This is a genomic window from Pseudomonas sp. NFACC14 (genome assembly GCF_900106885.1).
GTDB lineage: Bacteria > Pseudomonadota > Gammaproteobacteria > Pseudomonadales > Pseudomonadaceae > Aquipseudomonas > Aquipseudomonas fluorescens_AA.
The window spans coordinates 1-25,539 of record NZ_FNOA01000027.1 but is presented as its reverse complement, the minus strand read 5'-3'; the positions used below and the strand labels follow the sequence as shown (position 1 = coordinate 25,539).

23 protein-coding genes and 1 pseudogene are annotated in these 25,539 nt (G+C 61.2%); 16 read left to right on the top strand and 8 right to left on the bottom strand.

The features are described from left to right. Positions 1-87 precede the first annotated feature (87 nt). Both BLU85_RS26685 and argB read left to right on the top strand, forming a co-directional pair. Positions 88-1,491: pseudogene (locus tag BLU85_RS26685) on the top strand (phosphomannomutase/phosphoglucomutase); the annotation flags it as partial. 27 nt (positions 1,492-1,518) lie between these two features. Further along, positions 1,519-2,424 (top strand): acetylglutamate kinase, encoded by a 906-nt coding sequence (gene argB, locus BLU85_RS26680; protein ID WP_025216133.1) that lies wholly within the window; start codon positions 1,519-1,521, stop codon positions 2,422-2,424. Between the two features lie 175 nt (positions 2,425-2,599). Here argB and pyrE read toward each other — a convergent pair whose 3' ends face one another. Continuing rightward, positions 2,600-3,244 (bottom strand): orotate phosphoribosyltransferase, encoded by a 645-nt coding sequence (gene pyrE / locus BLU85_RS26675; RefSeq protein WP_092204769.1) that lies wholly within the window; start codon positions 3,242-3,244, stop codon positions 2,600-2,602. 82 nt (positions 3,245-3,326) lie between these two features. Between pyrE and BLU85_RS26670 the strand changes: the two genes are divergently transcribed. Then, positions 3,327-4,106 (top strand): exodeoxyribonuclease III, encoded by a 780-nt coding sequence (locus tag BLU85_RS26670; protein ID WP_013694557.1) that lies wholly within the window; start codon positions 3,327-3,329, stop codon positions 4,104-4,106. A 95-nt stretch (positions 4,107-4,201) separates the two neighbouring features. On the opposite strand, the gene gltS is transcribed toward BLU85_RS26670, so the two are convergent. From gltS to rph, 3 genes are all read right to left on the bottom strand, one after another. Beyond that, entirely contained in the window at positions 4,202-5,410 is a 1,209-nt protein-coding gene (gene gltS / locus BLU85_RS26665) for a sodium/glutamate symporter (RefSeq protein ID WP_092204770.1), read from the bottom strand. Between the two features lie 363 nt (positions 5,411-5,773). Next, positions 5,774-6,142: a DUF4870 domain-containing protein gene (locus BLU85_RS26660; RefSeq protein WP_092204771.1), complete on the bottom strand. Its 369-nt coding sequence runs from the start codon at positions 6,140-6,142 to the stop codon at positions 5,774-5,776. A gap of 34 nt (positions 6,143-6,176) precedes the next feature. Further along, positions 6,177-6,899 (bottom strand): ribonuclease PH, encoded by a 723-nt coding sequence (rph, locus tag BLU85_RS26655; RefSeq protein WP_060740056.1) that lies wholly within the window; start codon positions 6,897-6,899, stop codon positions 6,177-6,179. A 274-nt stretch (positions 6,900-7,173) separates the two neighbouring features. Between rph and BLU85_RS26650 the strand changes: the two genes are divergently transcribed. The 6 genes from BLU85_RS26650 to BLU85_RS26625 all read left to right on the top strand — a co-directional run bounded on the left by BLU85_RS26650 (position 7,174) and on the right by BLU85_RS26625 (position 12,477). Continuing rightward, positions 7,174-8,037, top strand: a complete 864-nt coding sequence (locus tag BLU85_RS26650) for a YicC/YloC family endoribonuclease (RefSeq protein ID WP_092204772.1) — start codon at positions 7,174-7,176, stop codon at positions 8,035-8,037. A gap of 12 nt (positions 8,038-8,049) precedes the next feature. After that, positions 8,050-8,670 carry a guanylate kinase gene (gmk, locus tag BLU85_RS26645; RefSeq protein ID WP_092204773.1) on the top strand — a complete coding sequence of 207 codons (621 nt, stop codon included), beginning with the start codon at positions 8,050-8,052 and terminating at the stop codon, positions 8,668-8,670. Positions 8,671-8,837: 167 nt separating this feature from the next. After that, the gene (gene rpoZ / locus BLU85_RS26640) at positions 8,838-9,101 is read left to right on the top strand and encodes a DNA-directed RNA polymerase subunit omega (protein ID WP_003177259.1); all 264 of its coding nucleotides are present in this window, start codon (positions 8,838-8,840) and stop codon (positions 9,099-9,101) included. Positions 9,102-9,158: 57 nt separating this feature from the next. Then, a complete protein-coding gene (spoT, locus tag BLU85_RS26635; RefSeq protein ID WP_053126562.1) occupies positions 9,159-11,264 on the top strand; it encodes a bifunctional GTP diphosphokinase/guanosine-3',5'-bis pyrophosphate 3'-pyrophosphohydrolase in 2,106 nt (701 codons plus the stop codon). 36 nt (positions 11,265-11,300) lie between these two features. Then, the gene (locus BLU85_RS26630; protein WP_014340863.1) at positions 11,301-11,681 is read left to right on the top strand and encodes a RidA family protein; all 381 of its coding nucleotides are present in this window, start codon (positions 11,301-11,303) and stop codon (positions 11,679-11,681) included. 55 nt (positions 11,682-11,736) lie between these two features. Next, positions 11,737-12,477 (top strand): hypothetical protein, encoded by a 741-nt coding sequence (locus tag BLU85_RS26625; protein WP_092204774.1) that lies wholly within the window; start codon positions 11,737-11,739, stop codon positions 12,475-12,477. 126 nt (positions 12,478-12,603) lie between these two features. On the opposite strand, the gene BLU85_RS26620 is transcribed toward BLU85_RS26625, so the two are convergent. Next, positions 12,604-13,461 (bottom strand): SDR family oxidoreductase, encoded by an 858-nt coding sequence (locus tag BLU85_RS26620; protein ID WP_092204775.1) that lies wholly within the window; start codon positions 13,459-13,461, stop codon positions 12,604-12,606. A 187-nt stretch (positions 13,462-13,648) separates the two neighbouring features. Between BLU85_RS26620 and exbB the strand changes: the two genes are divergently transcribed. The 6 genes from exbB to BLU85_RS26590 all read left to right on the top strand — a co-directional run bounded on the left by exbB (position 13,649) and on the right by BLU85_RS26590 (position 20,628). Next, positions 13,649-14,620, top strand: a complete 972-nt coding sequence (gene exbB / locus BLU85_RS26615; protein WP_092204786.1) for a tonB-system energizer ExbB — start codon at positions 13,649-13,651, stop codon at positions 14,618-14,620. Positions 14,621-14,626: 6 nt separating this feature from the next. Further along, positions 14,627-15,055 carry a TonB system transport protein ExbD gene (gene exbD / locus BLU85_RS26610; RefSeq protein ID WP_060740040.1) on the top strand — a complete coding sequence of 143 codons (429 nt, stop codon included), beginning with the start codon at positions 14,627-14,629 and terminating at the stop codon, positions 15,053-15,055. Beyond that, positions 15,052-15,816, top strand: a complete 765-nt coding sequence (locus tag BLU85_RS26605; RefSeq protein WP_092204776.1) for an energy transducer TonB — start codon at positions 15,052-15,054, stop codon at positions 15,814-15,816. The genes exbD and BLU85_RS26605 overlap by 4 nt, the downstream gene beginning before the upstream one ends. Before the next feature lie 329 nt (positions 15,817-16,145). Continuing rightward, complete coding sequence (locus BLU85_RS26600; protein WP_053126577.1) at positions 16,146-17,066, top strand: hydrogen peroxide-inducible genes activator; 921 nt, start codon at positions 16,146-16,148, stop codon at positions 17,064-17,066. A 9-nt stretch (positions 17,067-17,075) separates the two neighbouring features. Continuing rightward, a complete protein-coding gene (gene recG, locus BLU85_RS26595) occupies positions 17,076-19,151 on the top strand; it encodes an ATP-dependent DNA helicase RecG (protein WP_092204777.1) in 2,076 nt (691 codons plus the stop codon). Between the two features lie 79 nt (positions 19,152-19,230). Beyond that, positions 19,231-20,628, top strand: a complete 1,398-nt coding sequence (locus BLU85_RS26590; protein WP_092204778.1) for an aminoacyl-tRNA deacylase and HDOD domain-containing protein — start codon at positions 19,231-19,233, stop codon at positions 20,626-20,628. A 118-nt stretch (positions 20,629-20,746) separates the two neighbouring features. On the opposite strand, the gene BLU85_RS26585 is transcribed toward BLU85_RS26590, so the two are convergent. The 3 genes from BLU85_RS26585 to BLU85_RS26575 form a co-directional block, all read right to left on the bottom strand. Next, a complete protein-coding gene (locus tag BLU85_RS26585; RefSeq protein WP_092204779.1) occupies positions 20,747-22,108 on the bottom strand; it encodes a hypothetical protein in 1,362 nt (453 codons plus the stop codon). A gap of 177 nt (positions 22,109-22,285) precedes the next feature. Continuing rightward, entirely contained in the window at positions 22,286-23,650 is a 1,365-nt protein-coding gene (locus BLU85_RS26580) for a delta-60 repeat domain-containing protein (RefSeq protein WP_092204780.1), read from the bottom strand. Between the two features lie 140 nt (positions 23,651-23,790). Then, complete coding sequence (locus tag BLU85_RS26575; RefSeq protein ID WP_092204781.1) at positions 23,791-24,174, bottom strand: helicase; 384 nt, start codon at positions 24,172-24,174, stop codon at positions 23,791-23,793. Positions 24,175-24,698: 524 nt separating this feature from the next. Here BLU85_RS26575 and BLU85_RS26570 point away from each other — a divergent pair. Continuing rightward, positions 24,699-25,082 carry a DUF6124 family protein gene (locus tag BLU85_RS26570; protein ID WP_092204782.1) on the top strand — a complete coding sequence of 128 codons (384 nt, stop codon included), beginning with the start codon at positions 24,699-24,701 and terminating at the stop codon, positions 25,080-25,082. The last annotated feature ends 457 nt before the right edge of the window (positions 25,083-25,539 follow it).

The following is a 25,539-nucleotide window of genomic DNA, read 5'->3' as shown; positions in this document are numbered from 1 at the left end:
CTCTGTCAAAAACGCCGTCATACCCTTCAGCTTGAGCCTGCCGACGCCCAGCGTCGGCCTGTCCAGTCACTTTCCTGATAGAGCGCCCCGCCCATGAACACCCCAGCCGCAATCGCCCCGATCTTCCCTGATAGCATCTTCCGCGCCTACGACATCCGTGGCGTGGTACCGGAAACCCTCACCGCCGAAACCGCTTACTGGATCGGTCGCGCCATTGGCTCCCAGAGCCTGGCCCAGGGTGAACCGAACGTGTGCGTCGGCCGCGACGGCCGCTTGTCGGGCCCCGAGCTGGTCGAACAATTGATCAAAGGCGTCGCCGACAGCGGCTGCCACGTCAGTGACGTGGGCCTGGTGCCCACGCCAGCGCTGTACTACGCCGCCAACGTGCTGGCCGGCAAGTCCGGGGTCATGCTCACCGGCAGCCACAACCCGTCGAACTACAACGGCTTCAAGATCGTCATCGCCGGCGACACCCTCGCCAACGAGCAGATCCAGGCCCTGCATACCCGCCTCAAGACCAACGACCTGAGCAGCGGCCAGGGCAGCGTGACCAAGGTCAACATCCTCGAGCGCTACAACGATGAGATCGTCAAGGACGTGAAGCTCGCCCGACGCCTGAAAGTGGTGGTCGACTGCGGCAACGGTGCGGCCGGCGTAATCGCTCCGCAACTGATCGAGGCCCTGAACTGCGAAGTCATCCCGCTGTTCTGCGACGTGGACGGCAACTTCCCTAACCACCACCCGGACCCGGGCAAACTGGAAAACCTGCAAGACCTGATCGCCAAGGTCAAGGAAACCAACGCCGACCTGGGCCTGGCCTTCGACGGCGACGGCGACCGCGTCGGCGTGGTGACCAATACCGGCAGCGTGGTGTTCCCCGACCGCCTGCTGATGCTGTTCGCTCGCGACGTGGTGGCGCGCAATCCGAACGCCGAAATCATCTTCGACGTTAAGTGCACCCGTCGCCTGGTCCCACTGATCAAGGAATATGGCGGTCGCCCGCTGATGTGGAAAACCGGTCATTCGTTGATCAAGAAGAAAATGAAACAGAGCGGCGCCCTGCTGGCCGGTGAAATGAGCGGCCACATCTTCTTCAAGGAGCGCTGGTTCGGTTTCGACGACGGTATCTACAGCGCCGCGCGCCTGCTGGAGATCCTCAGCAAGGAAAAATCCACGGCCGAAGAACTGTTCGCGACCTTCCCGAACGATATTTCTACGCCGGAAATCAATATCCATGTGACCGAAGAGAGCAAATTCAGCATCATTGATGCACTGCACGACGCCCAGTGGGGCGAAGGCGCCGAACTGACCACCATCGACGGTGTACGGGTCGACTACCCACAAGGCTGGGGCCTGGTCCGCGCGTCCAACACCACCCCGGTGCTGGTGCTGCGTTTCGAGGCCGACAACGAGGCCGAACTGCAGCGCATCAAGGACGTGTTCCACACCCAACTCAAACGTGTTGCACCTGATCTCCAACTACCGTTTTGATTTTTTGAAGCACTACCGGAGCCCTGAATGACCCTCGAACGCGAAGCCGCCGCCAACACCGCCAAGGTCCTGTCCGAAGCGTTGCCTTATATCCGACGCTACGTCGGCAAGACCCTGGTGATCAAATACGGCGGCAACGCGATGGAAAGCGAGGAGCTGAAGACCGGCTTCGCCCGCGACATCGTGCTGATGAAGGCCGTGGGCATCAACCCGGTGGTGGTCCACGGCGGCGGCCCGCAAATCGGCGACCTGCTCAAGCGCCTGTCGATCGAGAGCCACTTCATCGACGGCATGCGCGTGACTGACGCACAGACCATGGATGTGGTGGAAATGGTCCTCGGCGGCCAAGTCAACAAGGACATCGTCAACCTGATCAACCGCCATGGCGGCAGCGCCATTGGCCTGACGGGCAAGGACGCCGAGCTGATCCGGGCGAAGAAACTCACCGTCACCCGCCAGACGCCGGAGATGACCCAGCCGGAAATCATCGACATCGGTCATGTGGGCGAAGTGGTCGGCATCAACACCGACCTGCTGAACCTGCTGGTCAAGGGCGATTTCATCCCGGTGATCGCGCCTATCGGCGTGGGTGCCAACGGCGAGTCGTACAACATCAACGCCGACCTGGTGGCGGGCAAGGTTGCCGAGGCACTCAAAGCTGAAAAGCTGATGCTGCTGACCAACATCGCCGGCCTGATGGACAAGACCGGCAAGGTCCTGACCGGGTTGTCGACCCAGCAGGTAGATGACCTGATCGCCGATGGCACCATCTACGGCGGCATGCTGCCGAAGATTCGTTGCGCGCTGGAAGCGGTGCAGGGCGGCGTCGGCAGCTCGCTGATCATCGACGGCCGGGTGCCGAATGCGATTCTGCTGGAGATCTTCACCGATACGGGTGTGGGTACGCTGATCAGCAATCGCAAGCGTCCTTAAGCGATACCGGTAAAAAAAGACCCTGCTCAACCTGGTTGAGCGGGGTCTTTTTTTGTCTGACTACCTACTGTGGGAGCGAGCTTGCTCGCGATAGCGGTGGGTCAGTCAATTAAATGCTGAATGATAAGCCGCTATCGCAAGCAAGCTCGCTCCCACAAGGCTTGGCGCAGGCCTTTTAGACACCGAACTGCGCGCGATAAGCCTCAACCGCCGGCAAATGCTGCTTGAGCTGCGAGTCGTCGGCCAAAAACTCCAGCACCTGGTTCAGCGACACGATGCTGATCACCGGAATGCCGAAATCGCGCTCCACTTCCTGGATCGCCGACAACTCACCGTTGCCGCGCTCCTGACGGTTCAGGGCGATCAGTACACCGGCCGCCTTGGCGCCTTCCTGGGAAGCGATGATCTGCATCACTTCGCGAATGGCGGTGCCGGCGGTGATCACGTCGTCGATGATCAACACATCGCCGGTCAGCGGCGCGCCGACCAGGCTGCCGCCTTCGCCGTGGGCCTTGGCTTCCTTGCGGTTGAAACACCAGGGCAGGTCGCGGCCGTGGTGTTCGGCCAGGGCGACGGCGGTGGTGGCGGCCAGCGGGATGCCTTTGTAGGCCGGGCCGAACAATACATCGAACGGGATGCCGCTTTCGACGATGGCCGCCGCATAAAAACGGCCCAACTGCGCCAGGGCGGTTCCGCTGTTGAACAGGCCCGCATTGAAGAAGTACGGGCTGGTGCGCCCGGACTTGAGGGTGAATTCACCGAAGCGCAAAACCCCGCGATCGATGGCAAAGCGAATGAAATCGCGCTGATACGCCTGCATGAAAAAAGCCTCAAATACCGCGGATTTAGCTAAATAGGTACACGGCGTGTATCATACACGCACGTGATTTTTGGGGCCATTTATGCGGATCATCAGTGTGAACGTCAATGGTATTCAGGCTGCAGTGGAGCGTGGTTTGCTCAGTTGGCTGCAAGCACAGAATGCCGACGTCATCTGCCTGCAGGACACCCGCGCCTCCGCCTTTGAACTGGACGATGCAGCCTTCCAACTGGATGGTTACTTCCTTTATGCCTGCGATGCCGAAGTCCCCGCCCAGGGTGGCGTGGCTTTGTACTCGCGGCTGCAACCGAAGGCTGTCATCAACGGTCTCGGTTTCGAGACGGCGGACCGCTACGGGCGCTACCTGCAAGCCGATTTCGACAAGGTCAGCATCGCGACCTTACTGCTCCCTTCGGGGCAGAACGGCGATGAAGATTTGAATCAGAAATTCAAGTTGATGGACGACTTCGCCCGTTACCTGGATAAACAGCGGCGCAAACGTCGCGAGTACATCTATTGTGGCTCGCTGTACGTGGCGCAACAGAAGCTGGATATCAAGAACTGGCGCGACAGCCAACAATCCCCGGGTTTCCTGGCGCCGGAACGGGCCTGGATGGACGAGATCATTGGCAACATGGGCTATGTCGATGCCCTGCGCGAAGTCAGCCGCGAAGGCGACCAGTACAGCTGGTGGCCGGACAACGAGCAGGCCGAAATGCTCAACCTCGGTTGGCGTTTCGACTACCAGTTGCTGACGCCTGGGCTGCGCCGCTTCGTACGCAGCGCCCGCCTGCCGCGCCAGCCACGGTTCTCGCAGCATGCGCCGCTGATCGTGGATTACGACTGGACGCTGACCATCTAAGCGTATCGGCGACAGCCTTCAGGCCGACCGCCCCAAAAAATGCCCGTATCGCAAGATACGGGCATTTTTCATGGAGCGCGCTAGCGCCTCGATCATCAAGCCGCGGCAAAAAACGGCAGGGCCAGGTACAACTTGATGACGATGACGTTAATGATGTCGATGAAGAACGCCCCCACCATCGGCACCACCAGAAACGCGATCTGCGAAGGTCCGTAGCGCTGTGTCACGGCTTGCATGTTGGCGATGGCCGTTGGCGTGGCGCCCAGTCCGAAACCACAATGCCCCGCCGCCAATACCGCGGCATCGTAGTGACTGCCCATGAGCCTGAACGTCACGAAAATCGCAAACAGGGCCATGACCAATGTCTGGGCCGCCAGAATGATGAAGATCGGCAGGGCCAATGACGCCAGGTCCCACAACTTGAGTGACATCAAGGCGATCGCCAGGAACAGTGACAAGCTGACATTGCCGAGCACGGACACTTCTCGCTCGAATACTTGATACAGGCCGAGTGCCGAAAGCCCATTGCGCAGGATCACGCCCACGAAAAGGACACAAACGAACGTCGGCAACTCGAATGCGGTGTCGTGGAGCTGTCCATTCAGGAGCGTGCCGGCCAACAGGCTGACCGCGATCAGGGCGAGCGTCTCGATAAACGAAAATGGCGTAATCGAGCGTTCCTTGTTTGGCTGTTCGAAGCCCTTGGGTACGCGGGGCTTTTCTGGCTCGAGGCTGCCGGGCGATTGCACACGTTTGATGAGCAGGCGCGCAACCGGCCCACCGATCAGGCCACCCAACACCAAGCCAAACGTCGCAGAAGCCATCGCAAGTTCGGAGGCGGAAGCCAGACCGAACTTCTCGCTGAACACCGTCCCCCACGCCGCGCCGGTGCCGTGACCGCCCGCCAAGGTAATCGAACCGGTCAGCAATCCCATCAACGGATCGAGCCCCAGTGCTTTTGCGAGTCCGATGCCCATGGCATTCTGGACCACCAGCAGACCGGTGACCGCCAACAGGAAAATCCCCACCACGCGCCCGCCTTTCTTCAAGCTGGCGAAATCCGCGCTCAGGCCAATCGTGGCAAAAAACGCCAGCATCAAGGGTGTTTGCAATGAAGTATCAAAACGCACTTCAACTTCAAGCCCCCGTAACGCCAGGAGAATCAGGGCAACTACCAACCCTCCCGCCACGGGTTCGGGAATATTGTAGGCGCGTAGAAAGCCGACACGTGTAACAAGACCGCGCCCCAGCAAAAGCACTAAAGAGGCGGCGACAAGGGTTCCATAGAAATCGAGCTGAAACATAAGTGTTTATTCTTTGAATATATCTATTCAGGGCGAACTTTTTACCTGGGCACGCCGCTTGAACAGGTTGATTGCCTCAACACTGATTGGCTTTGAATTCAAGGACCTTCAATGGTCTGAATATATCGAAATATTTCTAAAGGAATATAACTTGGGGCAACTCTATCAATCGATCAGTGCTATTGCCAAGGACATAGACCGCCTTGAAACTTCATGAGTTGTGACTAAAAGTTTAAGAGCGGTACATGTATGCGCACGATAACGCGCCGGGCAATTTTAATGCCCTGCATTGAGAGAAACATTTCTGCTTAAAAAAGAATGCCCCGATAAATCGGGGCATTCCATGAGTCATGACATTGGTCGTTATTTGACCAGCCGCCAGGTGAACGGATACCGATACGGCTGCCCTTCATTGGCCTTCACGCCACCTATGATGGTCAGCACCAGCGCACCGATGGCCACCAGGCCGAACAGGAAGAAGCCAATCACCACGATCATCAGCAGCAGGCAAATCGCCGAAGCAATCGCCACAGTGATCTGGAAGTTCAGCGCTTCCTTGCCCTGGGCATCGATGAAAGGGTCGGATTCACGCTTGAGCTGCCAGAGTACCAACGGCCCGATCAGCGTGCCAAACGGAATCCAGATCCCCAGCAAGGCGGACAGGTGACAAAACATCGCCCATTGACGCGCCTCTTGGCTCGGCCGGGGCAGCAGGATTTGCTCATCACTCATGACGCTCTCCTTGTTGTCTTGAAGCGGGAATCGATCAGTCGGCCAACGCGGCCTTTTGCAATTCGAAGATCTCGTTCATGCCTTTCTTCGCCAACTCCAGCATAGCGTTCAAATCTTCCGGCTGGAACGGCGCGCCTTCGGCGGTACCCTGGACTTCGATGAAACCGCCGGCGCTGGTCATGACCACGTTCAGGTCGGTCTCGGCGGCGGAGTCTTCCAGGTAATCCAGGTCCAGCACCGGCTCGCCTTGGTACATGCCCACGGACACAGCGGCGATCATTTGCTTGAGCGGGTCGCCGCCCTTGAGGCCGCCGCGCTTCTTGATCACTTTCAAGGCATCGACCAGCGCAACCATGGCCCCGGTGATGGAGGCCGTACGGGTGCCGCCATCGGCCTGGATCACGTCGCAATCGACATACAGTGTCACGTCGCCCAGCTTGGACATGTCCAGCGCAGCGCGCAGCGAACGGCCGATCAGCCGTTGGATCTCCAGGGTACGACCGCCCTGCTTGCCACGGCTGGCCTCACGCTGGTTCCGTTCGCCGGTGGCGCGCGGCAGCATGCCGTATTCGGCGGTCAGCCAGCCCTGGCCCTGGCCCTTGAGGAACCGCGGCACGCCGTTTTCGACGCTGACGGTACAGATGACCTTGGTATCACCGAATTCGACCAGTACAGATCCCTCGGCGTGTTTGGTGTAGTTGCGGGTAATGCGGATCGAGCGAAGCTGATCGGCAGCGCGACCACTTGGACGTTTCATAGGGAACACCTGTACAGAGGACGGAAAACTGCCTGGCATTATAGAGCCGTGAACCGTCAGAGGGCAGTTAAAACGTCACACAGCGCTAAAAAGCTGGCGCGGGTGAGCGCCCTCAAAGCCCCGGCCGACGGGCTGCGCCGCTTTGTTACCGGAGCTGTTTGGGCGCTTGCGCCCCACTGCGCTACAATCCTGCGCCTTTGCTGCCCTCGGGCTTTTATCCACAGATCCCAGGCCCACGACCACCGTCGGGCGGCCTGCATTGCGAGGAACCTCCATGGTGCACAGCATGACCGCCTTCGCCCGCGTCGAAAAAGCCGGGGCCCAAGGCACGCTGAGCTGGGAACTGCGCTCGGTCAACAGCCGTTACCTGGAGCCGCACCTGCGCTTGCCCGAGTCCTTCCGCGACCTGGAAGGCGGTGTGCGCGAAGCGCTGCGCCAGGGCCTGTCCCGGGGCAAGCTGGAATGCACCCTGCGTTTCACCGAAGAAAATACCGGCAAGACCCTGCAAGTGGACCGCGAGCGTGCCGCGCAATTGGTTGCCGCCGCCGAAACCGTCGCCAGCCTGATCAAGAACCCCGCCGCCCTGAACCCGCTGGAGGTCCTGGCCTGGCCCGGCGTGCTGGTGGGTGACGCGAGCGACCCGCAAGCGCTGAACGCCGAGGCGCTGGCGCTGTTCAACCAAGGCTTGCAAGAACTCAAGGCCGGTCGCGAGCGTGAAGGCGCGGAGCTGGCCCGGCTGATCAACGAGCGCCTGGCCTCCATTGAAGAAGACGTCAGCACCCTGCGCGAGCTGGTCCCGCAGATGCTCGCCACCCAGCGCCAGAAAGTCCTCGATCGCTTCGCCGACATGAAGGCCGAGCTGGACCCGCAACGACTGGAACAGGAAATGGTCATGCTCGCGCAAAAGAGCGACGTGGCCGAAGAACTGGATCGCCTGAGCACCCACATCATCGAAGTTCGCCGGGTGCTCAAGTCCGGCGGTGCGGCCGGTCGCCGCCTGGACTTCCTGATGCAGGAGCTCAACCGCGAAGCCAATACACTGGGCTCCAAAGCCTTCGACCCGCGCAGCACCCAGGCGGCGGTCAACCTCAAGGTGTTGATCGAACAAATGCGCGAACAAGTGCAGAACATTGAGTAAGGCTAACCCGACATGACCCACAGCACTGGCACTCTCTACATCATTTCCGCGCCCTCGGGCGCCGGCAAGACCAGCCTGGTCAAGGCCCTGGTCGACGCCGAGCCGCAGATCCGCGTCTCGGTCTCGCACACCACCCGTGCCATGCGCCCGGGCGAAGTGAACGGCGTGAACTATCACTTCGTCGACCGCGAAGAATTCGTGAAAATGGCCGAACACGGCGACTTCCTGGAACGCGCCGAAGTCTTCGGCAACCTCTACGGCACCTCGCAAAGCTATCTGCAGCAGACCCTCGACGAAGGCCATGACCTGATCCTGGAAATCGACTGGCAAGGCGCCGAGCAGGTACGCAAGCTCATGCCCCAGGCCCGTTCGATCTTCATCCTGCCGCCGAGCCAGCAGGCGTTGCGCCAGCGCCTGACCAACCGCGGCCAGGACAGCGACGAAATCATCGAAGGCCGGATGCGTGAAGCGGTCAGCGAAATGAGCCACTACGTCGACTACGATTACCTGATCATCAACGACGATTTCGCCCACGCGCTGGACGACCTGAAGGCGATTTTCCGCGCCAGCCAGCTGCAGCAGAAACGCCAGCAGCAACGTTTCGGTAAATTATTGGCCGAACTGCTGGGCTGAACAGCCCTTCCCAAAACCGCTGCGACGGCTTTACATTGGTACTCGCAGCGCGCCGAGGGGTTTGGTTAAAAAATCAGCGCTTCCCTAAACGCTGGTGTTTTTTTAAACTGTCGAGTCCGCTCGCCCAACCGGGCAGCGCGCATATTGCATTCGCTCCGAGGAATACCATGGCCCGCGTAACCGTTGAAGACTGCCTAGAACACGTGGAAAACCGCTTTGAGCTGGTCATGCTCTCTACCAAGCGTGCCCGTCAACTGGCCACCGGCGGCAAAGAGCCATTGGTCCAGTGGGAAAACGACAAGCCTACCGTGGTAGCGCTGCGTGAAATCGCCGAGGGCCTGATGAGCTACGAGTTCATCGCCAACGCTGAAATCGTCGAAGACGAACCGCTGTTCGCAGCGTTCGAGGACGAGTCCAACGAGGCGGTCTAAGCCTATGCCTGGTCGACGTAGCACGGCGCGGGGTCACAGCGAACGGCAGGAGTCATCATGCCGAGCATAGACGCCCTCGCCGATCGCTTATCGGCCTACCTCGGCACGGACCAGGTCAACCTGGTCCGCCGAGCCTATTTCTACGCCGAACAAGCCCACGACGGCCAACGCCGCCGCAGCGGCGAGGCGTACGTCACGCATCCGCTTGCCGTGGCGAACATTCTGGCCGACATGCACATGGACCATCAGAGCCTGATGGCGGCGATGCTGCATGACGTGATCGAAGACACCGGCATTGCCAAGGAAGCGCTGCAAGCGCAGTTCGGCGAAACCGTGGCCGAACTGGTCGACGGGGTCAGCAAGCTGACCCAGATGAACTTCGAGACCAAGGCCGAAGCCCAGGCCGAGAACTTCCAGAAGATGGCCATGGCCATGGCGCGCGACATCCGCGTGATCCTGGTCAAGCTCGCCGACCGCCTGCACAACATGCGCACCCTGGAAGTGCTGTCCGGCGAAAAACGCCGGCGCATCGCCAAGGAAACCCTGGAAATCTACGCCCCCATCGCCAATCGCCTGGGCATGCACGCGATCCGCATCGAGTTCGAAGACCTCGGCTTCAAGGCCATGCACCCGATGCGTTCGGCGCGGATCAACCAGGCCGTCAAGCGCGCCCGGGGCAACCGCAAGGAAATCGTCAACAAGATCGAAGAGTCCCTGAGCCACTGCCTGGCCATCGACGGCATCGAAGGCGAAGTCAGCGGCCGGCAGAAACACCTCTACGGCATCTACAAGAAAATGCGCGGCAAGCGTCGGGCCTTCAACGAGATCATGGACGTCTACGCGTTCCGGATCATCGTCGACAAGGTCGACACCTGCTATCGCGTACTGGGTGCTGTACATAATTTGTACAAACCGTTGCCGGGGCGCTTCAAGGATTACATCGCGATCCCCAAGGCCAACGGCTACCAGTCGCTGCACACCACGTTGTTCGGCATGCACGGCGTCCCGATCGAAATCCAGATCCGTACCCGCGAAATGGAAGAGATGGCCAACAACGGCATCGCCGCCCATTGGCTCTACAAATCCAGCGGTGACGAACAACCCAAGAGCACCCACGCCCGCGCCCGGCAGTGGGTCAAGGGTGTGTTGGAAATGCAGCAGCGCGCTGGCAATTCCCTGGAATTCATCGAGAGCGTGAAGATCGACCTGTTCCCGGACGAGGTCTATGTCTTCACCCCCAAAGGCCGGATCATGGAGCTGCCCAAAGGCTCCACGGCCGTGGACTTTGCCTATGCGGTGCACACCGACGTCGGCAACAGTTGCATCGCCTGTCGCATCAACCGGCGCCTGGCACCGCTGTCCGAACCGCTGCAAAGCGGCTCCACGGTGGAAATCGTCAGTGCCCCCGGCGCACGGCCCAATCCGGCATGGCTCAACTTCGTGGTCACCGGCAAGGCCCGTACGCACATCCGGCATGCGCTGAAACTGCAACGCCGCTCCGAATCCATCAGCCTCGGCGAACGCCTGCTGAACAAGGTCCTGAACGGTTTCGACAGCTCCCTGGACAAGATTCCGGGCGAGCGCGTGCAGGTGATGCTCCACGAATACCGCCTCGAATTGATCGAAGACCTGCTCGAAGACATCGGCCTGGGCAATCGCATGGCCTATGTCGTCGCCCGCCGCCTGCTTGGCGAAGGCGAACAACTGCCAAGCCCCGAAGGCCCGCTGGCGATTCGTGGCACCGAAGGCCTGGTGCTCAGCTATGCCAAGTGCTGCACGCCGATCCCGGGCGACCCGATTGTCGGCCACCTGTCCGCCGGCAAGGGGATGGTGGTGCACCTGGACAACTGCCGCAACATCAGCGAAATCCGCCACAACCCGGAAAAATGCATCCAGCTCTCCTGGGCCAAGGATGTCACCGGTGAATTCAACGTCGAGCTGCGGGTCGAGCTGGAGCACCAGCGCGGCCTGATCGCGCTGCTGGCCAGCAGCGTCAACGCCGCCGACGGCAATATCGAAAAAATCAGCATGGACGAGCGCGATGGCCGCATCAGCGTCGTCCAATTGGTGGTCAGCGTGCACGACCGTGTGCACCTGGCCCGCGTGATCAAGAAGCTGCGCGCCCTGACCGGCGTTATCCGCATCACCCGCATGCGCGCATAGCGCCTCAATAGCTCTATTCCTTACAAGGAGTCCTCAATGACCAAGACCGTTATCACCAGCGACAAGGCCCCAGCCGCCATCGGCACCTACTCCCAGGCGATCAAGGCCGGCAACACCGTGTACATGTCGGGCCAGATCCCGCTGGACCCGAAGACCATGGAGCTGGTGGAAGGCTTCGAAGCCCAGACCGTGCAGGTGTTCGAAAACCTCAAGGCCGTGGCCGAGGCCGCCGGTGGTTCCTTCAAGGACATCGTCAAGCTGAACATCTTCCTCACCGACCTGAGCCACTTCGCCAAGGTCAACGAGATCATGGGCAAGTACTTCGACCAGCCTTACCCTGCCCGCGCCGCCATTGGCGTGGCGGCCCTGCCAAAGGGCGCGCAGGTTGAGATGGATGCCATCCTGGTCATCGAGTAATAAGGTCGGCGCAGCCTCCCCCGCTGCGCCGTTTTCGTCTTGAAAGGATTCCACCATGCGCAAAGCGCTTGCTTTCTCGCTGCTCGCCCTTTTCCTGGGCGGCTGCGCCAGCGACCCTGCCGACCGTGACATCAGCGGCACCTGGATCAACCAGGCGGCCATCGACGCTGCCGCCAAGGGCGGCCCGCTGCGCGAAGCGCTGCAAGGCTATGGCCCGAACCTGGAATGGGACATCAACACCCGGGCCGGCCAGGCGCGCTACACCAATGGTTTTGAAAACGTCGAAGGCAAGCTGCTGGGCGAAGAAGACGGCACGTGGAAAGTCGATTTCTACGGCAGCTCCGCCAGCGAACTCAAGCGCGACGGCAATCAATTGAGCCAGGCCGCCACCGAGAACGAACCGCAGCAGGTGTTCGACCGCGCGCAACTCCAGGTACCGGAAGGCGCCCCCATCGGTGCCAGTTTCGAACGCGCGCTGTATGCCGCCTACCTGGGCGGCACCTGGAACATCGCCAGCGGCCCCGGCCAGGGCGCCACCGTGCAATTCCAGCCCGACGGCCAGGTCAGCGGCCTGCCGGGCGCCGACCGTTACGCCCTGTGCCTGGCCGGCGATTGCGCCTCCATGAGCGGTGGCAACGACAACATCTGGCTGCAACAGAACGGCCAGGGCAACACCTGGATCTTTGCCCGCAACGGCAAGACCCTGGAAATTTTCCAGACCGTGAATGCGGCGCTGGCCGATGAAATGCCGTCGTTCACGCCGGGCAACCGGCAGTGGGTGCTCGAAAAGCAGTAGCCCGATACCTTGAGGGAGCGAGCTTGATCGCGATAGCGGTATAACAGCCAACCTTGATGTTGACTGTCAGGGCCTCATCGCGAGCAAGCTCGCTCCCACAGTTTGTTTTGGGGGGTGTCAGGCGAATCAGCAGCGCCCTTCCAGAATCGCCGCATACCCCTCGCGAAAACTCGGATAACGCGGCGACCAGCCCAGGGCCTTGGCCCGGGCGTTGCTGCAGCGTTTGCTACCGGCGCGGCGGACGCTGGCGTTTTCGGCCCATTGGGTGACACCCAGGTAGTCGCGCAGCCAGCCCACCACGTCGGCCAACGCGGCGGGAGCGTCATCGACGCCGATGTAGCAGTCTTCCAGGGGCTTGCCCTGGCGATCGGCTTCCAGCAGAAAGGCCAGCAGGCCCGCCGCGTCGTCGGCGTGGATGCGGTTGGCGTACAGGGGCGGATCCTCCACCACGCTGTAGCCCTGGCGTACCTGGTTCAGCAGCCATTCGCGGCCCGGCCCATAGATGCCGGTCAGGCGCACGCGGCTGGCGGGTATGCCACTGTCCAGGGCCACTTGTTCGGCTTCGAGCATCAGCCGGCCGGAATAGCCACCGGCCACGGTGGGCGAGGTTTCATCGACCCATTCCCCCGCCTGCTGCCCATACACACTGCTGCTGGACACGAACAGCAGGCGCTTGGGCCGTTGCCCGTGCTGCTCCAGCCAGCCCAACACATGCTGCAACCCTTCGACATAAGCCGTGCGATAGCCCGCTTCGTCATGGTCGGTGGCCGCGGCGCTGTACACCAGGTAATCCAGCGACCCGGTGGGCCAATCGGCAGGACATTGCTCGCTGAACAAATCCCCCGCCACCCCGATGACGCCGGCCGGCAGGCTCGAAACCGTACGCCGCAGGCCATGGACCTGCCAATGTGCGGCCAATAACTGGCGGGCCAGGCGGCCGCCGATATCACCGCAGCCGGCGATCAAAACAGAAGGCGCGGACATCAAGAACTCCTCTGGCAAAGCCGCAGACTAGCCTCCGAGATGGACGAGCGGCTAGCCATCGGACAAAAAAAGTAACTGTATTACTTTTGTTAACAAGAATTACTTGCAATAATGCCTGCCACTTTTGTTCTCGGCCCACGAGGCCTGGAAGAACATCAACCTTCTTTTTTTCTCAGGTCCGGCCAGCATGAAACGCTCTCTATCCCCCGCTTCGCCAACCAACCGACCTCGTGCCTGGAGCACGGTAGCCGCCCTGCTGTTCAGCCTGCTGCTGGCGCCTGTCGCCGCGCTCGCCGATGCGCAGACGCCCGCCACGTCCCCAGCCACGACCCCGGCCGCCGTCCAGGCACCGGCAGACCCGGCCGCTCCCGCTGCGACGCCGGTCGCCACCGATCCGGCCCAAGCCGTCGAGGCCCAGGCACCTGAAGCGCTCGAAGCCGACAACTCGCTGGGCATGGCCCACGACCTGTCGCCATGGGGCATGTACAAGAACGCCGACATCATCGTGAAAATCGTGATGATCGGCCTGGCCATCGCCTCGATCATCACCTGGACCATCTGGATTGCCAAAGGCTTCGAGCTATTGGGTGCCAAGCGTCGCTTGCGCGGTGAAATCGCCGCCCTGAAAAAAGCCGCCACCCTCAAGGAAGCCAGCGCCACCGCCGCGAAGGAAGGCACCCTCGCCAACCTGCTGGTGCATGACGCGCTCGAAGAGATGCGCCTGTCGGCCAACAGCCGCGAGAAAGAAGGCATCAAGGAGCGCGTGAGTTTCCGCCTGGAGCGTCTGGTCGCCGCCTGCGGTCGCAACATGAGCAGCGGCACCGGCGTGCTCGCCACCATCGGTTCCACCGCCCCCTTCGTCGGCCTGTTCGGCACCGTGTGGGGCATCATGAACAGCTTCATCGGCATCGCCAAGACCCAGACCACCAACCTCGCCGTCGTCGCTCCAGGCATCGCCGAAGCCCTGCTGGCAACGGCACTGGGCCTGGTCGCGGCCATTCCAGCCGTGGTGATCTACAACGTCTTCGCCCGCTCCATTGCCGGCTACAAGGCCCAGGTCTCCGACGCTTCGGCGCAAGTCCTGCTGCTGGTCAGCCGTGACCTCGATCACCTGCCGTCCGAGCGCAGCTCGCAACCGCACATGGTGAAAGTGGGGTAATCGGCCATGGGCCTGCATTTGAAAGAAGGCGCAGACGACGATCTGGCCGAGAACCACGAAATCAACGTCACGCCGTTCATCGACGTGATGCTGGTGCTGTTGATCATCTTCATGGTGGCCGCCCCGCTGGCCACCGTGGACATCAAGGTCGACCTGCCGGCGTCGACGGCCAAGCCTTCGCCGCGGCCGGAAAAACCGGTGTTCCTCAGCGTCAAGGCCGACCAGCGCCTGTTCCTGGGTGAAGACGAGGTCAAGGCCGACACCCTCGGCGCGACCCTCGACGCCAAGACCCAGGGCAAGAAAGACACGACGATCTTCTTCCAGGCCGATAAAGGCGTGGACTACGGCGACCTGATGAGCGTGATGGACGCCCTGCGAAGCGCCGGCTACCTGAAGGTCGGCCTGGTCGGACTCGAGACGGCGCCCAAGAAATGATCACGACGCGCCAAAAGCTGACGCGTTACAGCGGTAGCCTGGTGGTGGTACTGGGCGTGCATGCGCTCGCCATCGCCCTGGCGCTGAACTGGACCTCGCGCGCGCCCATCGAGTTGCCACCCCAGGCGATGATGGTCGAACTGGCGCCAGTGCCAGCCCCGCCACCGCCGGCACCGCCAAAAGTCGTCACACCGCCGCCGCCGCCCGAGCCGGTCGAAGAGCTGCCGCTGCCCAAGCTTGCCGAAGCGCCGAAGCCGGAAATCGCCGTGCCCAAGCCGGTCAAGCCCAAGCCCAAGCCCAAGCCTCAACCGCCCAAACCCAAGCCCGTGGTCGAGAAAAAGCCGGAGCCGCCGAAGGAACAGCCGTCGGAGCCGAAACCGAGCGACACCCAGCCGACCCAGGCACCGACCGAGAAGTCCGCGCAACCGGCGCCCGGACCGTCACCGGCGCAAATGGCCGCCAAGGCCAATTGGCAGGGCACGCTGCTGGCGCACTTGGGCAAGTACAAGAAGTACCCGCCCAGGGCCCAGCAAATGAACAAGGAAGGCACCAACCGCTTGCGTTTCGTGGTGGATGCCGACGGCAACGTGCTGTCATTCGAGTTGGTGGGCAGTTCCGGCACGGAGTTGCTGGACCGGGCCACCCTGGAAATGATCCGCCGCGCCCAACCGCTGCCCAAGCCACCGGCGGAGTTGCTGACCAACGGCACCATCGAACTGACGGCACCGTTTGTGTACTCCATCGACAAGCGCCGGCGCTGATCGCATATTTGCAAGCCCCTTAACAGGGGCTTTTTTGTTTCTGGTGAAGAGGCCTTCTGGAGCAAAGGCAATGTGGGAGCCGCGGCATCTGTGGGCACCAGGGCATCTGTGGGAGCAAAGCTTGCTCGCGATACAGGCACCTCGGCTCCAGCGAACACCGCGTCAACTTCATCGCGGGCAAGCCTTGCTTCCACAGACAATTCCATATCCTTGAATAAATCCCTGACCACACACACATTCGACAGTGTCACACCGCGCCCCCAGTCTGATAACGTGCGTCTATCGATTGCAGCCGGTATGCTTGGCTCGCAACTTCACGGACGCTCGCCATGACCCTCACAGAATTACGCTACATCGTGACCCTCGCCCAAGAGCAGCATTTCGGCCATGCGGCCGAGCGTTGCCACGTCAGCCAGCCGACGCTATCGGTGGGCGTGAAAAAACTTGAAGACGAACTCGGTGTACTGATTTTCGAGCGCAGCAAAAGCGCCGTGCGCCTGACCCCGGTGGGTGAAGGCATCGTCGCCCAGGCACAAAAGGTCCTGGAGCAGGCCCAAGGCATCCGCGAACTGGCCCAGGCCGGCAAGAATCAACTGACCGCCCCGCTGAAAGTCGGCGCGATCTACACCGTCGGCCCATACCTGTTCCCGCACCTGATTCCACAACTGCACCGGGTCGCCCCGCAGATGCCGTTGTACATCGAAGAAAACTTCACCCACGTGCTGCGCGACAAGCTGCGCAACGGCGAGCTGGACGCGATCATCATCGCCCTGCCGTTCAACGAAGCCGACGTCCTGACCCTGCCGCTCTACGACGAACCCTTCTACGTCCTGATGCCGGCAGAGCACCCCTGGACCCAGAAAAAAACCATCGACGCGGCCCTGCTCAACGACAAGAGCCTGCTGCTGCTCGGCGAAGGCCATTGCTTCCGCGACCAGGTGCTCGAAGCCTGCCCGACCCTGACCAAGGGCAGCGAAGGGGCCAAGCACACCACGGTGGAGTCCAGCTCCCTGGAAACCATTCGCCACATGGTCGCATCCGGCCTGGGCATCTCGATCCTGCCGCTGTCGGCGGTGGACAGCCACCATTACTCCCCCGGCGTGATCGAAGTCCGCCCGCTGACGCCGCCCGTGCCGTTCCGTACCGTCGCCATCGCCTGGCGCGCCAGTTTCCCGCGGCCCAAGGCCATCGAAATCCTCGCCGACTCGATCCGCCTGTGCTCCGTGGCCAAGCCGCCCGCTGGCAAGTAAGCCGCTGTCATGACTGAGCTGTCGAAGGTGCCGGTCACGACACTCAAGGGTGTCGGTGAAGCCATGGCCGAGAAATTGGCCAAGGTCGGCCTGGAAACCCTCCAGGACCTGCTGTTCCACCTGCCGTTGCGCTACCAGGACCGCACCCGCGTGGTGCCCATCGGCCATCTGCGTCCGGGACAGGACGCGGTGATCGAAGGCACCGTCAGCGGCGCCGACGTGGTCATGGGCCGCCGCCGCAGCCTGGTGGTGCGCCTGCAGGACGGCACCGGCGGGCTCAGCCTGCGCTTCTATCACTTCAGCAATGCGCAAAAGGAAGGCCTCAAGCGTGGCACCCGCGTGCGCTGCTACGGCGAGGCACGGCCCGGGGCGTCGGGGCTGGAGATCTATCACCCGGAATACCGCAGCATTACCGGCGACGAACCGCCGCCCGTGGATGAAACCCTGACCCCGGTCTATCCGCTCACCGAAGGCCTGACCCAGCAACGCCTGCGCCAGCTCTGCCAGCAAACCCTGACATTGCTCGGCCCCAGCAGCCTGCCCGACTGGCTGCCCACGGAACTGGCCCGGGACTACCACTTGGCGCCGCTGGCCGACGCGATCCGCTACCTGCATCATCCACCCGCCGACGCCGACGTGGACGAACTCGCCCTCGGCCATCACTGGGCCCAGCATCGCCTGGCGTTCGAAGAGCTGCTGACTCATCAACTGTCCCAGCAACGCCTGCGCGAGAGCCTGCGTTCCCTGCGCGCCCCGGCCATGCCCAAGGCCAGGGACCTGCCGGCCCGTTACCTGGCCAACCTCGGCTTCACCCCCACAGGCGCCCAGCAACGGGTCGGCAACGAAATCGCCTACGACCTGAGCCAGCCCGAGCCAATGCTGCGGCTGATCCAGGGCGATGTCGGCGCCGGCAAGACCGTGGTCGCCGCCCTCGCCGCGCTGCAGGCCTTGGAGGCGGGTTATCAGGTGGCGCTGATGGCGCCCACCGAGATCCTCGCCGAACAACACTTCATCACCTTCCAGCGCTGGCTCGAACCGCTGGGCATCGAAGTCGCCTGGCTGGCCGGCAAGCTCAAGGGCAAGAACCGCGCCGCCGCCCTGGCGCAGATCGCCGAGGGCGCACCGATGGTGGTCGGCACCCATGCGCTGTTCCAGGACGAAGTGCAGTTCAAGAACCTGGCCCTGGTGATCATCGACGAACAGCACCGCTTCGGCGTGCAACAGCGCCTGGCCCTGCGGCAGAAAGGCGTCGGTGGGCGGATGTGCCCTCATCAATTGATCATGACCGCCACGCCGATCCCGCGGACCCTGGCGATGAGCGCCTACGCCGACCTCGACACCTCGATCCTCGACGAACTGCCTCCCGGCCGCACGCCGGTCAATACCGTGTTGGTCACCGATACCCGACGGGTGGAAGTGATCGAGCGCGTGCGCAGCGCCTGTGCCGAGGGTCGGCAGGCCTATTGGGTGTGTACGTTGATCGAAGAATCGGAAGAACTGACCTGCCAGGCGGCCGAAACCACCTTCGAGGACCTCACCGCCGCCCTCGGCGAATTGAAGGTCGGGTTGATCCACGGCCGCATGAAGCCCGCCGAGAAAGCCGCGGTGATGGCTGAATTCAAGGCCGGCGCCCTGCAACTGCTGGTCGCCACCACGGTGATCGAGGTGGGCGTCGACGTGCCCAATGCCAGCTTGATGATCATCGAAAACCCCGAGCGCCTGGGCCTGGCGCAGTTGCACCAGTTGCGCGGCCGGGTGGGCCGGGGCAGCGCCGCCAGCCATTGCGTCTTGCTCTATCACCCGCCGCTGTCGCAGATCGGCCGCCAACGGCTGGGGATCATGCGCGAAACCAACGACGGTTTCGTCATCGCCGAAAAAGACCTCGAATTGCGCGGCCCCGGTGAAATGCTCGGCACACGCCAGACAGGTCTGCTTCAATTCAAGGTAGCCGACCTGATGCGCGACGCCGATCTGCTCCCCGCCGTACGCGACGCCGCCCAGGCCCTGCTGGAACGCTGGCCCGACCACGTCAGCCCGCTGCTGGATCGCTGGCTGCGTCATGGGCAGCAATACGGCCAAGTGTGAGCACGCGCTCAGTTTTCCAGACCCGCGTGCAGGACAAGCTGGTTATACTGACCAACTTGTAGGAAAACGGATACAGACCATGACAGAAGCTGCCCTCGTCCCCGAAGCCCCGCACGCTCCGTCTGTTATTCGGCTGTTGCTCGAGAAATTGGGCATCGGCTATGACGAAGTACTCGAACGACCCGGCCTGAACCCTGCCCGCAAAGTGCAGGCGGTGTTGCTGCACGATGCCGTTGGCGCGCTCATGGTGCTGTTTCCGCAAAGCCAGCTGCTGGACCTCAACCGCCTGGCCGAACTCACCGGCCGCAAGCTCACGGCGGTGCCGACCGAACGCCTGGAGCGCATGCTCGGCAAACACAGCCTGAGCCTGCTGCCCGGGCTGCCGGCGCTGACCAGCTCACCGTGCCTGTACGAAGAAAGCCTGCTGCGCGAACCGAAGCTGCTGATCAACTCCGGCGAGCCGGGGCTGCTGCTGGAAGTGACCAGCGAAGCGTTCAAGACCATGCTCACCAAGGCCAGCGCCGCGACGTTCGGCGAAGCCGTGAGCAACATCACCCCCAACCTGGACCGCCCGCACGACGACCGCGCGGAAATCACCCAGGCGGTGCAGGCGTTCACCGCCCGGCGTATCCAGCAGCGGCTGGAAGAAACCATCGAGATCCCGCCACTGGCTGAAACCGCGCAAAAAATCATCAAGCTGCGGGTCGACCCTGACGCCACCATCGATGACATCACCGGCGTGGTGGAAACCGACCCGGCCCTGGCCGCGCAAGTGGTGAGCTGGGCCGCCTCGCCCTACTACGCGTCGCCGGGCAAGATTCGCTCAGTGGAAGACGCCATCGTGCGGGTACTGGGCTTCGACCTGGTGATCAACCTGGCGCTGGGCCTGGCCCTGGGCAAGACCCTGAGCCTGCCCAAGGACCACCCGCAACACACCACGCCGTACTGGCACCAGTCGATCTACACCGCCGCCGTGATCGAAGGCCTGACCCGCGCCATGCCGCGCGCCCAGCGGCCCGAAGGCGGCCTGACCTACCTGTCCGGCCTGCTGCACAATTTCGGCTACCTGCTGCTGGCCCACGTGTTCCCGCCGCACTTCTCGCTGATCTGTCGGCACCTGGAGGTCAACCCGCACCTGTGCCACAGCTACGTGGAACAACACCTGCTGGGCATCAGCCGCGAGCAGATCGGCGCCTGGCTGATGCGCTACTGGGACATGCCCGAAGAACTGGCCACCGCCCTGCGCTTCCAGCACGACCCGCATTACGACGGCGAATTCGCCGCCTACCCGAACCTGGTGTGCCTGGCCGTGCGCCTGCTGCGGGCCCGCAGCATCGGCTCGGGCCCAGATGAAGACATCCCGGATGCCCTGCTCGAACGCGTCGGCCTGACCCGGGAAAAGGCCAACGACGTGGTCAGCAAGGTGCTGGAAGCAGAAGTGCTGCTGCGGGAACTGGCTTCGCAGTTTCACAGCTGAGCGCCGCACCGGGTCGCTGTGTCACCGAGCTTTTGTGGCGAGGGAGCTTGCTCCCGCTCGACTGCTTAGCAGTCGCTCGCTCCTTCGTCACGGAGGTTTACCTGGCTTTGCTCATGGCTCAAGCCAGGTAACGAATCACCCACCCTCCCCCAATACCGGCCCAGGGGTCCAAATCTATCCACGTTAACCCACACCCGACGATCCGCCCGTCTGGCATCCTGGTCATGTCTTGCAGGCTTTCAAACGTCAAGTCTTCGTCGAAAATCGTAAAACCGCTGCCATTGAATGCTGGGTCCAAGGCCCCATCAGAAAGAAAACGTGCCGTCAGCACCTTCGCCTCTTCGGTAGCAAACCCCCTGCCCGTGGTTCCGGCGACGATGATCGAACCATCTGCTTGCAATACACAACGCCACCATTCCAAGCCCTGAGGCACCAGCGAAGAGAACAGCGGCTGCCCACGATTGAAATTGAAATCGAAGAATCCACCCTCGCTTAATACGAATATGAATCCATTGCGTACACCAGCGCGCGCTGCGCTACCTACCGCGACAATAGTGCCGTCGGCCTCTCTTATGCCTATAGCCCTCAAGTACATAAGGCTAGAGTTGCGAACGGTCACAGTCCCGCCATTGAAGCTTCTATCGAGGCGTCCCATGGCATCGAAGCGCGTCACATACACGCCTCCGACATTTTGCCCTGCCAAATCAAAGTCACCACCGACCAGCACCTTGCCATCCGCCTGGACAGCCACCACATTGGCAACGTTGTCCCCAGCACCAATGCCTTCAAGCTCGACAATCGCAACGCCCGACCCGTTGAACGTGTAGTCGGTTGAACCATCCGGGTTAAGACGCAGTACAGTCCCTTTCCTCTGGCCAGACTCGGTTCTCATCCCCCTGACCAAAAGGATTTTCCCATCCAATTGCTGGACCGCAGTGGCTCCGTTACCGCCGGAGGTTCGTGGCGCTCCCGTGGAATGCCCTTTATCCCTCGACCCAAGTGCCTCCCTGCCTATCCCGACATCCCCGGGGTCGTCCATGCCAGTGCTGGGAAGCAAGCGCACACCTTCTTCCCCGAATGACGTGTCCACCTGCCCATCTTCGCGATATCGCACAAGGTACAGGCCTGAAGAGCCAGGCAGCGCGTACCGGCCCATTACCAGCCAACCGCCATTGCCCAAGCCGCAGAGCTTTCTGATATCCAACTCCGCTCCTTCTATAGGAATCTCGACGAAACCGGACCCCTTACTACCAAATTCAGTGTCGAGCGAACCATCCTCATCCAGTTTCATTACTACGGTGGGGCGTTGGCCAATTTCTCCCAATAAAGTCATACCCAGGAGCATTTTTTTATTGGGCAACGCCAGGAGGGCCTCCGTATAAACCCCAGAAATTTCGAGAGTTGGAAACTTCAATACACCCTTATCGGCAAAACTCGGATCCAGAGTGCCTGCTGCTCCGGTGCGTGTTGGTTGAGTCATGGTTCTGTGTCTCTTGAGGTGGATATAACCTCATGAAATCCCTAAACAGGCGCGTCTACACCTGTCAGGGATGACAGTTCGCATTACTTTTTAGAGATAAGGTCCAGGCCCGTTAAGCCAAACCCTGGCTCAATTTGATTGAGTGATTGCGGCTTTCACCTTGCTCCCTCGCCCCACTCAAGCCAGATAGCGAAGGATCCAGCTTCCAATAATGCGGGACCAAACCGGGCCGGGTAGCCGCGCAAAACCGCCAACGACGATCCGTCCGTCTGGCATTAGCGCCATATCCTCGACCGTCTCGTACTGTCCTTCTTCGTCAAAAAGCACAAAGCCAGTGCCGTTGAAGGTCAGGTCCAGCGAACCATCGGAACGGAACCGCGCGGTGAGCGCTGACACGCCCTCTTCCACAACCCCTCTGCCGGTACTGCCCCCGACAAGAATGGAACCGTCTGCCTGCCATGCGCAGCAATACCAGTCATGCCCCTGACCCACCAACCTAGAGAACAGCGGCTGCCCGCTATTGAACGCAAAATCGAAGAATCCATCGCGACTCAACACGAACATCAGCCCATGCCTGTATTGGTCGCGCCAAATATCCCCGACAACAACAATCGCGTCGTCGCTTTCTCGTAGCGCCATCGCATTCGCATTCATGAAAGTAGGATTCGCAACGGTCACAACGCCGACACCGCCATTGAAACTGGTATCGAGACGTCCCGTTACATCCAGACGTATTACATAAATACCGTTGGAATCCGGAGTGTCTTGGGAAGAATACTCCCCGCAAACCAGCACCTGGCCATCTGCTTGAAGGACAACACTTCTGATACTGGCAGGGGTACGGGGAATACCGGGAAGTTCGATAACCACGAATCCACTCCCGTTAAACGTGTCGTCGGTAGAGCCATCCGGGTTAAGACGAAGCACCGCCCATTGCCCTGGCGAAGAGCCGAACTCTACCCAACTGGGCAGAACGATCTTTCCATCCGGCTGCACAACGGCAGAGACGCCCTGATTGCCTGAAGATCGCGCAACCCCTGCGGAGGGCTCTGGGTCCCGCCGACTGAAAGTCACCGGGCCATCTTCCTTACCTTCATCCCTTGGCTCATTACGATACGGAAGCAAGCGCACACCGTCCTCGCCAAAGAATGTATTCAGCCGCCCATCCTCCAGGAATCGCACGACATAAGCGCCGCTCTGCTCGAACGATGAAAATTGACCGATCACCAACCATCCACCATCGCCCAGGCCGCAGAGTTGGTAGACCTCCATATCTGTATTTTTGATGGAGAATTCCACCAAGCCCGTCCCGGCGCCACCAAACTCCATATCGAGCGATCCATCCTCGTTCACTTTCGCCAGTCTGATAGGGGCGGGGTCTCCCGGTAAAAGCACGGTGATCAGCAGTTTGTTTTCAGCCAGCGGCAGGATGGCTAGCGTGCGATAGCCTGTTAAATCGGGAGTCGGCAGTGTCAGCACCCCCTCTTCGGCAAAGGTCGGGTCGAGCGTGCCAGCCTGAACGGCGCTTGGTGCCTGGGCCATGATCGTCACTCCATCAAGGTGTATGAAACCACGCGGGTTTCATCAATGGAGCGCCCAAACACCGATCCGCACACCTGTCAGAGCTGACAGTCACCATGATCCCTGACGGCCAAATCAATGGCCTTTCAGGCCAAACCCGATCAAGCCTTAGGCTTGGCCTTCTTCGGCTTCAGATACTTGGTCAGCCCCTGGAACCAGATCACCAGCGCCGGGTTGCCCTTGATCTGGATCGACTTGTCCTGGATCCCTGTCATGAACGCCAACTGCTTGTTCTTGGCCTGCATCGTGGCGAAGCCATAGGCGGCGTCCTTGAAGGCGATGGCAAAGGCCGGGGTCGGATAATTGCCGGACTGGCTGGTGATGCGCTGGTTTTTCACGGTGAAATGCCGGGCGACCTTGCCGTCCAGGGTTTGCAGCTGGAACACCAGCTCCTTGTCGCCCAACTGCTGCTGGAACGCCGGATTGGTCCGGCTGGCCTTGCCCATCAACAACCCCAGCATCCACAGCAGAAAACGAAATTTCATGGGCACAGCCTCGTGAGAAAAGATCAATGGCTGGCAGTTTAGCGATTCCTCGGCACAACGCCATCATCGGATCGCATTGTCGGAAGATAAGCTGGTTTTCGCGAAAGATGACTGCCAAGTCACGAAACCTGAAGTCAAAAGATCGCAGCCTTCGGCAGCTCCTACATCGGTTTCTGTAGGAGCTGCCGAAGGCTGCGATTTTTTGATCCCTTTCCCCTGCCCAACCCTCGGACATTTCCTTCAACACGCCGGGCTGTTCGTGAACTAGGCAGGGCTCTGGGGCACCGCTAACCTTTGTTCGTCATCGCAAAAAACGGTGACACGGACGTGCAAGTCCGGATTGGTACGCAATTGGTCATGGCTATTGACCGAGCATTTTTCTATGCTCGCGTCCGTTATGGCGATTGTGCGTGGGAGACCTTCGGGTCTGCCGGGGGTACCAGCCGGTCTTGCACACCTACGCACAGTTGCCACCTCTTCGAATGCAAGCGAAAGGATGTCTACCCCAACTCTGGTACATAGATATGTTCAAGGTCACTCCAAATCCGCCACAAAACGGCCACAAATCCCGCGTCGAAGCGCAAGAAGAAAAAAAGCTCGAAGACGCCGCCACTCGCGCCCTCGATTACTACCTCAACCCCAAACCCTCTGCCCCACCCGAAACCGACAAAAGCCAGCTCTTCATCGTTGCTCCTCACATCGACACCGAAACCCTGCTCGCCAACGCCTCCGAAGACCTGCTGTCCATCAGCACCATCGCCGCCGACCTGGCTGACGACGTGGATGACTCACGCCGCTGCGTCGCCCTGGCAATCAGCCGCATGGCCGATGGGGTGCAGTTGTTGGTCGAGCGGGCGTTGGATCATCTGGAAACCAGGGAGATAGCGGCGCCTGATGCCAAGGGCTAGCGCTTTCATTGATGCAGGCTGAGCCGACGCCATCGCGAGCAAGCTCGCTCCCACAATTGGATCGGGGACGGCCAAGAGCCAGGTCGGCTATAAGGCCGCCTCGCGAGCAAGCTTTGCTCCCACAGTTGGATCGGGGGACGACCAAAGAACCAGGTCGGCTATAAGGCCGCCTCGGCGGGCTTTTGATCTGGGGGCCCCGTTGACCACGCTGGCCGAACGCAGGTATTGCGCAGTGGGCATCCCGGCATGGATGCCGGGATAGCCGCGCTGGGCCATGGATGGCCCTTCGCGGCGGGCCCACGGAGCAATGCCGGAGTGAGGGCACACCGAGCCTAGGCGAGGTGCCGAGTGGTGGGGCAAAGACTTTTTGGTTACTTTTGGGGCGTTTGCCAAAAGTGACCCGCTGTAAGAGCGGAACCATAAGCCGCCGTTACCGCAGCAATGGATATGTACTCCG

Coding starts and splice junctions, on each gene's coding strand:
- argB (WP_025216133.1), top strand. CDS start 1,519: ATGACCCTCGAACGCGAAGCCGCCGCCAACACCGCCAAGGTCCTGTCC.
- pyrE (WP_092204769.1), bottom strand. CDS start 3,244: ATGCAGGCGTATCAGCGCGATTTCATTCGCTTTGCCATCGATCGCGGG.
- BLU85_RS26670 (WP_013694557.1), top strand. CDS start 3,327: ATGCGGATCATCAGTGTGAACGTCAATGGTATTCAGGCTGCAGTGGAG.
- gltS (WP_092204770.1), bottom strand. CDS start 5,410: ATGTTTCAGCTCGATTTCTATGGAACCCTTGTCGCCGCCTCTTTAGTG.
- BLU85_RS26660 (WP_092204771.1), bottom strand. CDS start 6,142: ATGAGTGATGAGCAAATCCTGCTGCCCCGGCCGAGCCAAGAGGCGCGT.
- rph (WP_060740056.1), bottom strand. CDS start 6,899: ATGAAACGTCCAAGTGGTCGCGCTGCCGATCAGCTTCGCTCGATCCGC.
- BLU85_RS26650 (WP_092204772.1), top strand. CDS start 7,174: ATGGTGCACAGCATGACCGCCTTCGCCCGCGTCGAAAAAGCCGGGGCC.
- gmk (WP_092204773.1), top strand. CDS start 8,050: ATGACCCACAGCACTGGCACTCTCTACATCATTTCCGCGCCCTCGGGC.
- rpoZ (WP_003177259.1), top strand. CDS start 8,838: ATGGCCCGCGTAACCGTTGAAGACTGCCTAGAACACGTGGAAAACCGC.
- spoT (WP_053126562.1), top strand. CDS start 9,159: ATGCCGAGCATAGACGCCCTCGCCGATCGCTTATCGGCCTACCTCGGC.
- BLU85_RS26630 (WP_014340863.1), top strand. CDS start 11,301: ATGACCAAGACCGTTATCACCAGCGACAAGGCCCCAGCCGCCATCGGC.
- BLU85_RS26625 (WP_092204774.1), top strand. CDS start 11,737: ATGCGCAAAGCGCTTGCTTTCTCGCTGCTCGCCCTTTTCCTGGGCGGC.
- BLU85_RS26620 (WP_092204775.1), bottom strand. CDS start 13,461: ATGTCCGCGCCTTCTGTTTTGATCGCCGGCTGCGGTGATATCGGCGGC.
- exbB (WP_092204786.1), top strand. CDS start 13,649: ATGAAACGCTCTCTATCCCCCGCTTCGCCAACCAACCGACCTCGTGCC.
- exbD (WP_060740040.1), top strand. CDS start 14,627: ATGGGCCTGCATTTGAAAGAAGGCGCAGACGACGATCTGGCCGAGAAC.
- BLU85_RS26605 (WP_092204776.1), top strand. CDS start 15,052: ATGATCACGACGCGCCAAAAGCTGACGCGTTACAGCGGTAGCCTGGTG.
- BLU85_RS26600 (WP_053126577.1), top strand. CDS start 16,146: ATGACCCTCACAGAATTACGCTACATCGTGACCCTCGCCCAAGAGCAG.
- recG (WP_092204777.1), top strand. CDS start 17,076: ATGACTGAGCTGTCGAAGGTGCCGGTCACGACACTCAAGGGTGTCGGT.
- BLU85_RS26590 (WP_092204778.1), top strand. CDS start 19,231: ATGACAGAAGCTGCCCTCGTCCCCGAAGCCCCGCACGCTCCGTCTGTT.
- BLU85_RS26585 (WP_092204779.1), bottom strand. CDS start 22,108: ATGACTCAACCAACACGCACCGGAGCAGCAGGCACTCTGGATCCGAGT.
- BLU85_RS26580 (WP_092204780.1), bottom strand. CDS start 23,650: ATGGCCCAGGCACCAAGCGCCGTTCAGGCTGGCACGCTCGACCCGACC.
- BLU85_RS26575 (WP_092204781.1), bottom strand. CDS start 24,174: ATGAAATTTCGTTTTCTGCTGTGGATGCTGGGGTTGTTGATGGGCAAG.
- BLU85_RS26570 (WP_092204782.1), top strand. CDS start 24,699: ATGTTCAAGGTCACTCCAAATCCGCCACAAAACGGCCACAAATCCCGC.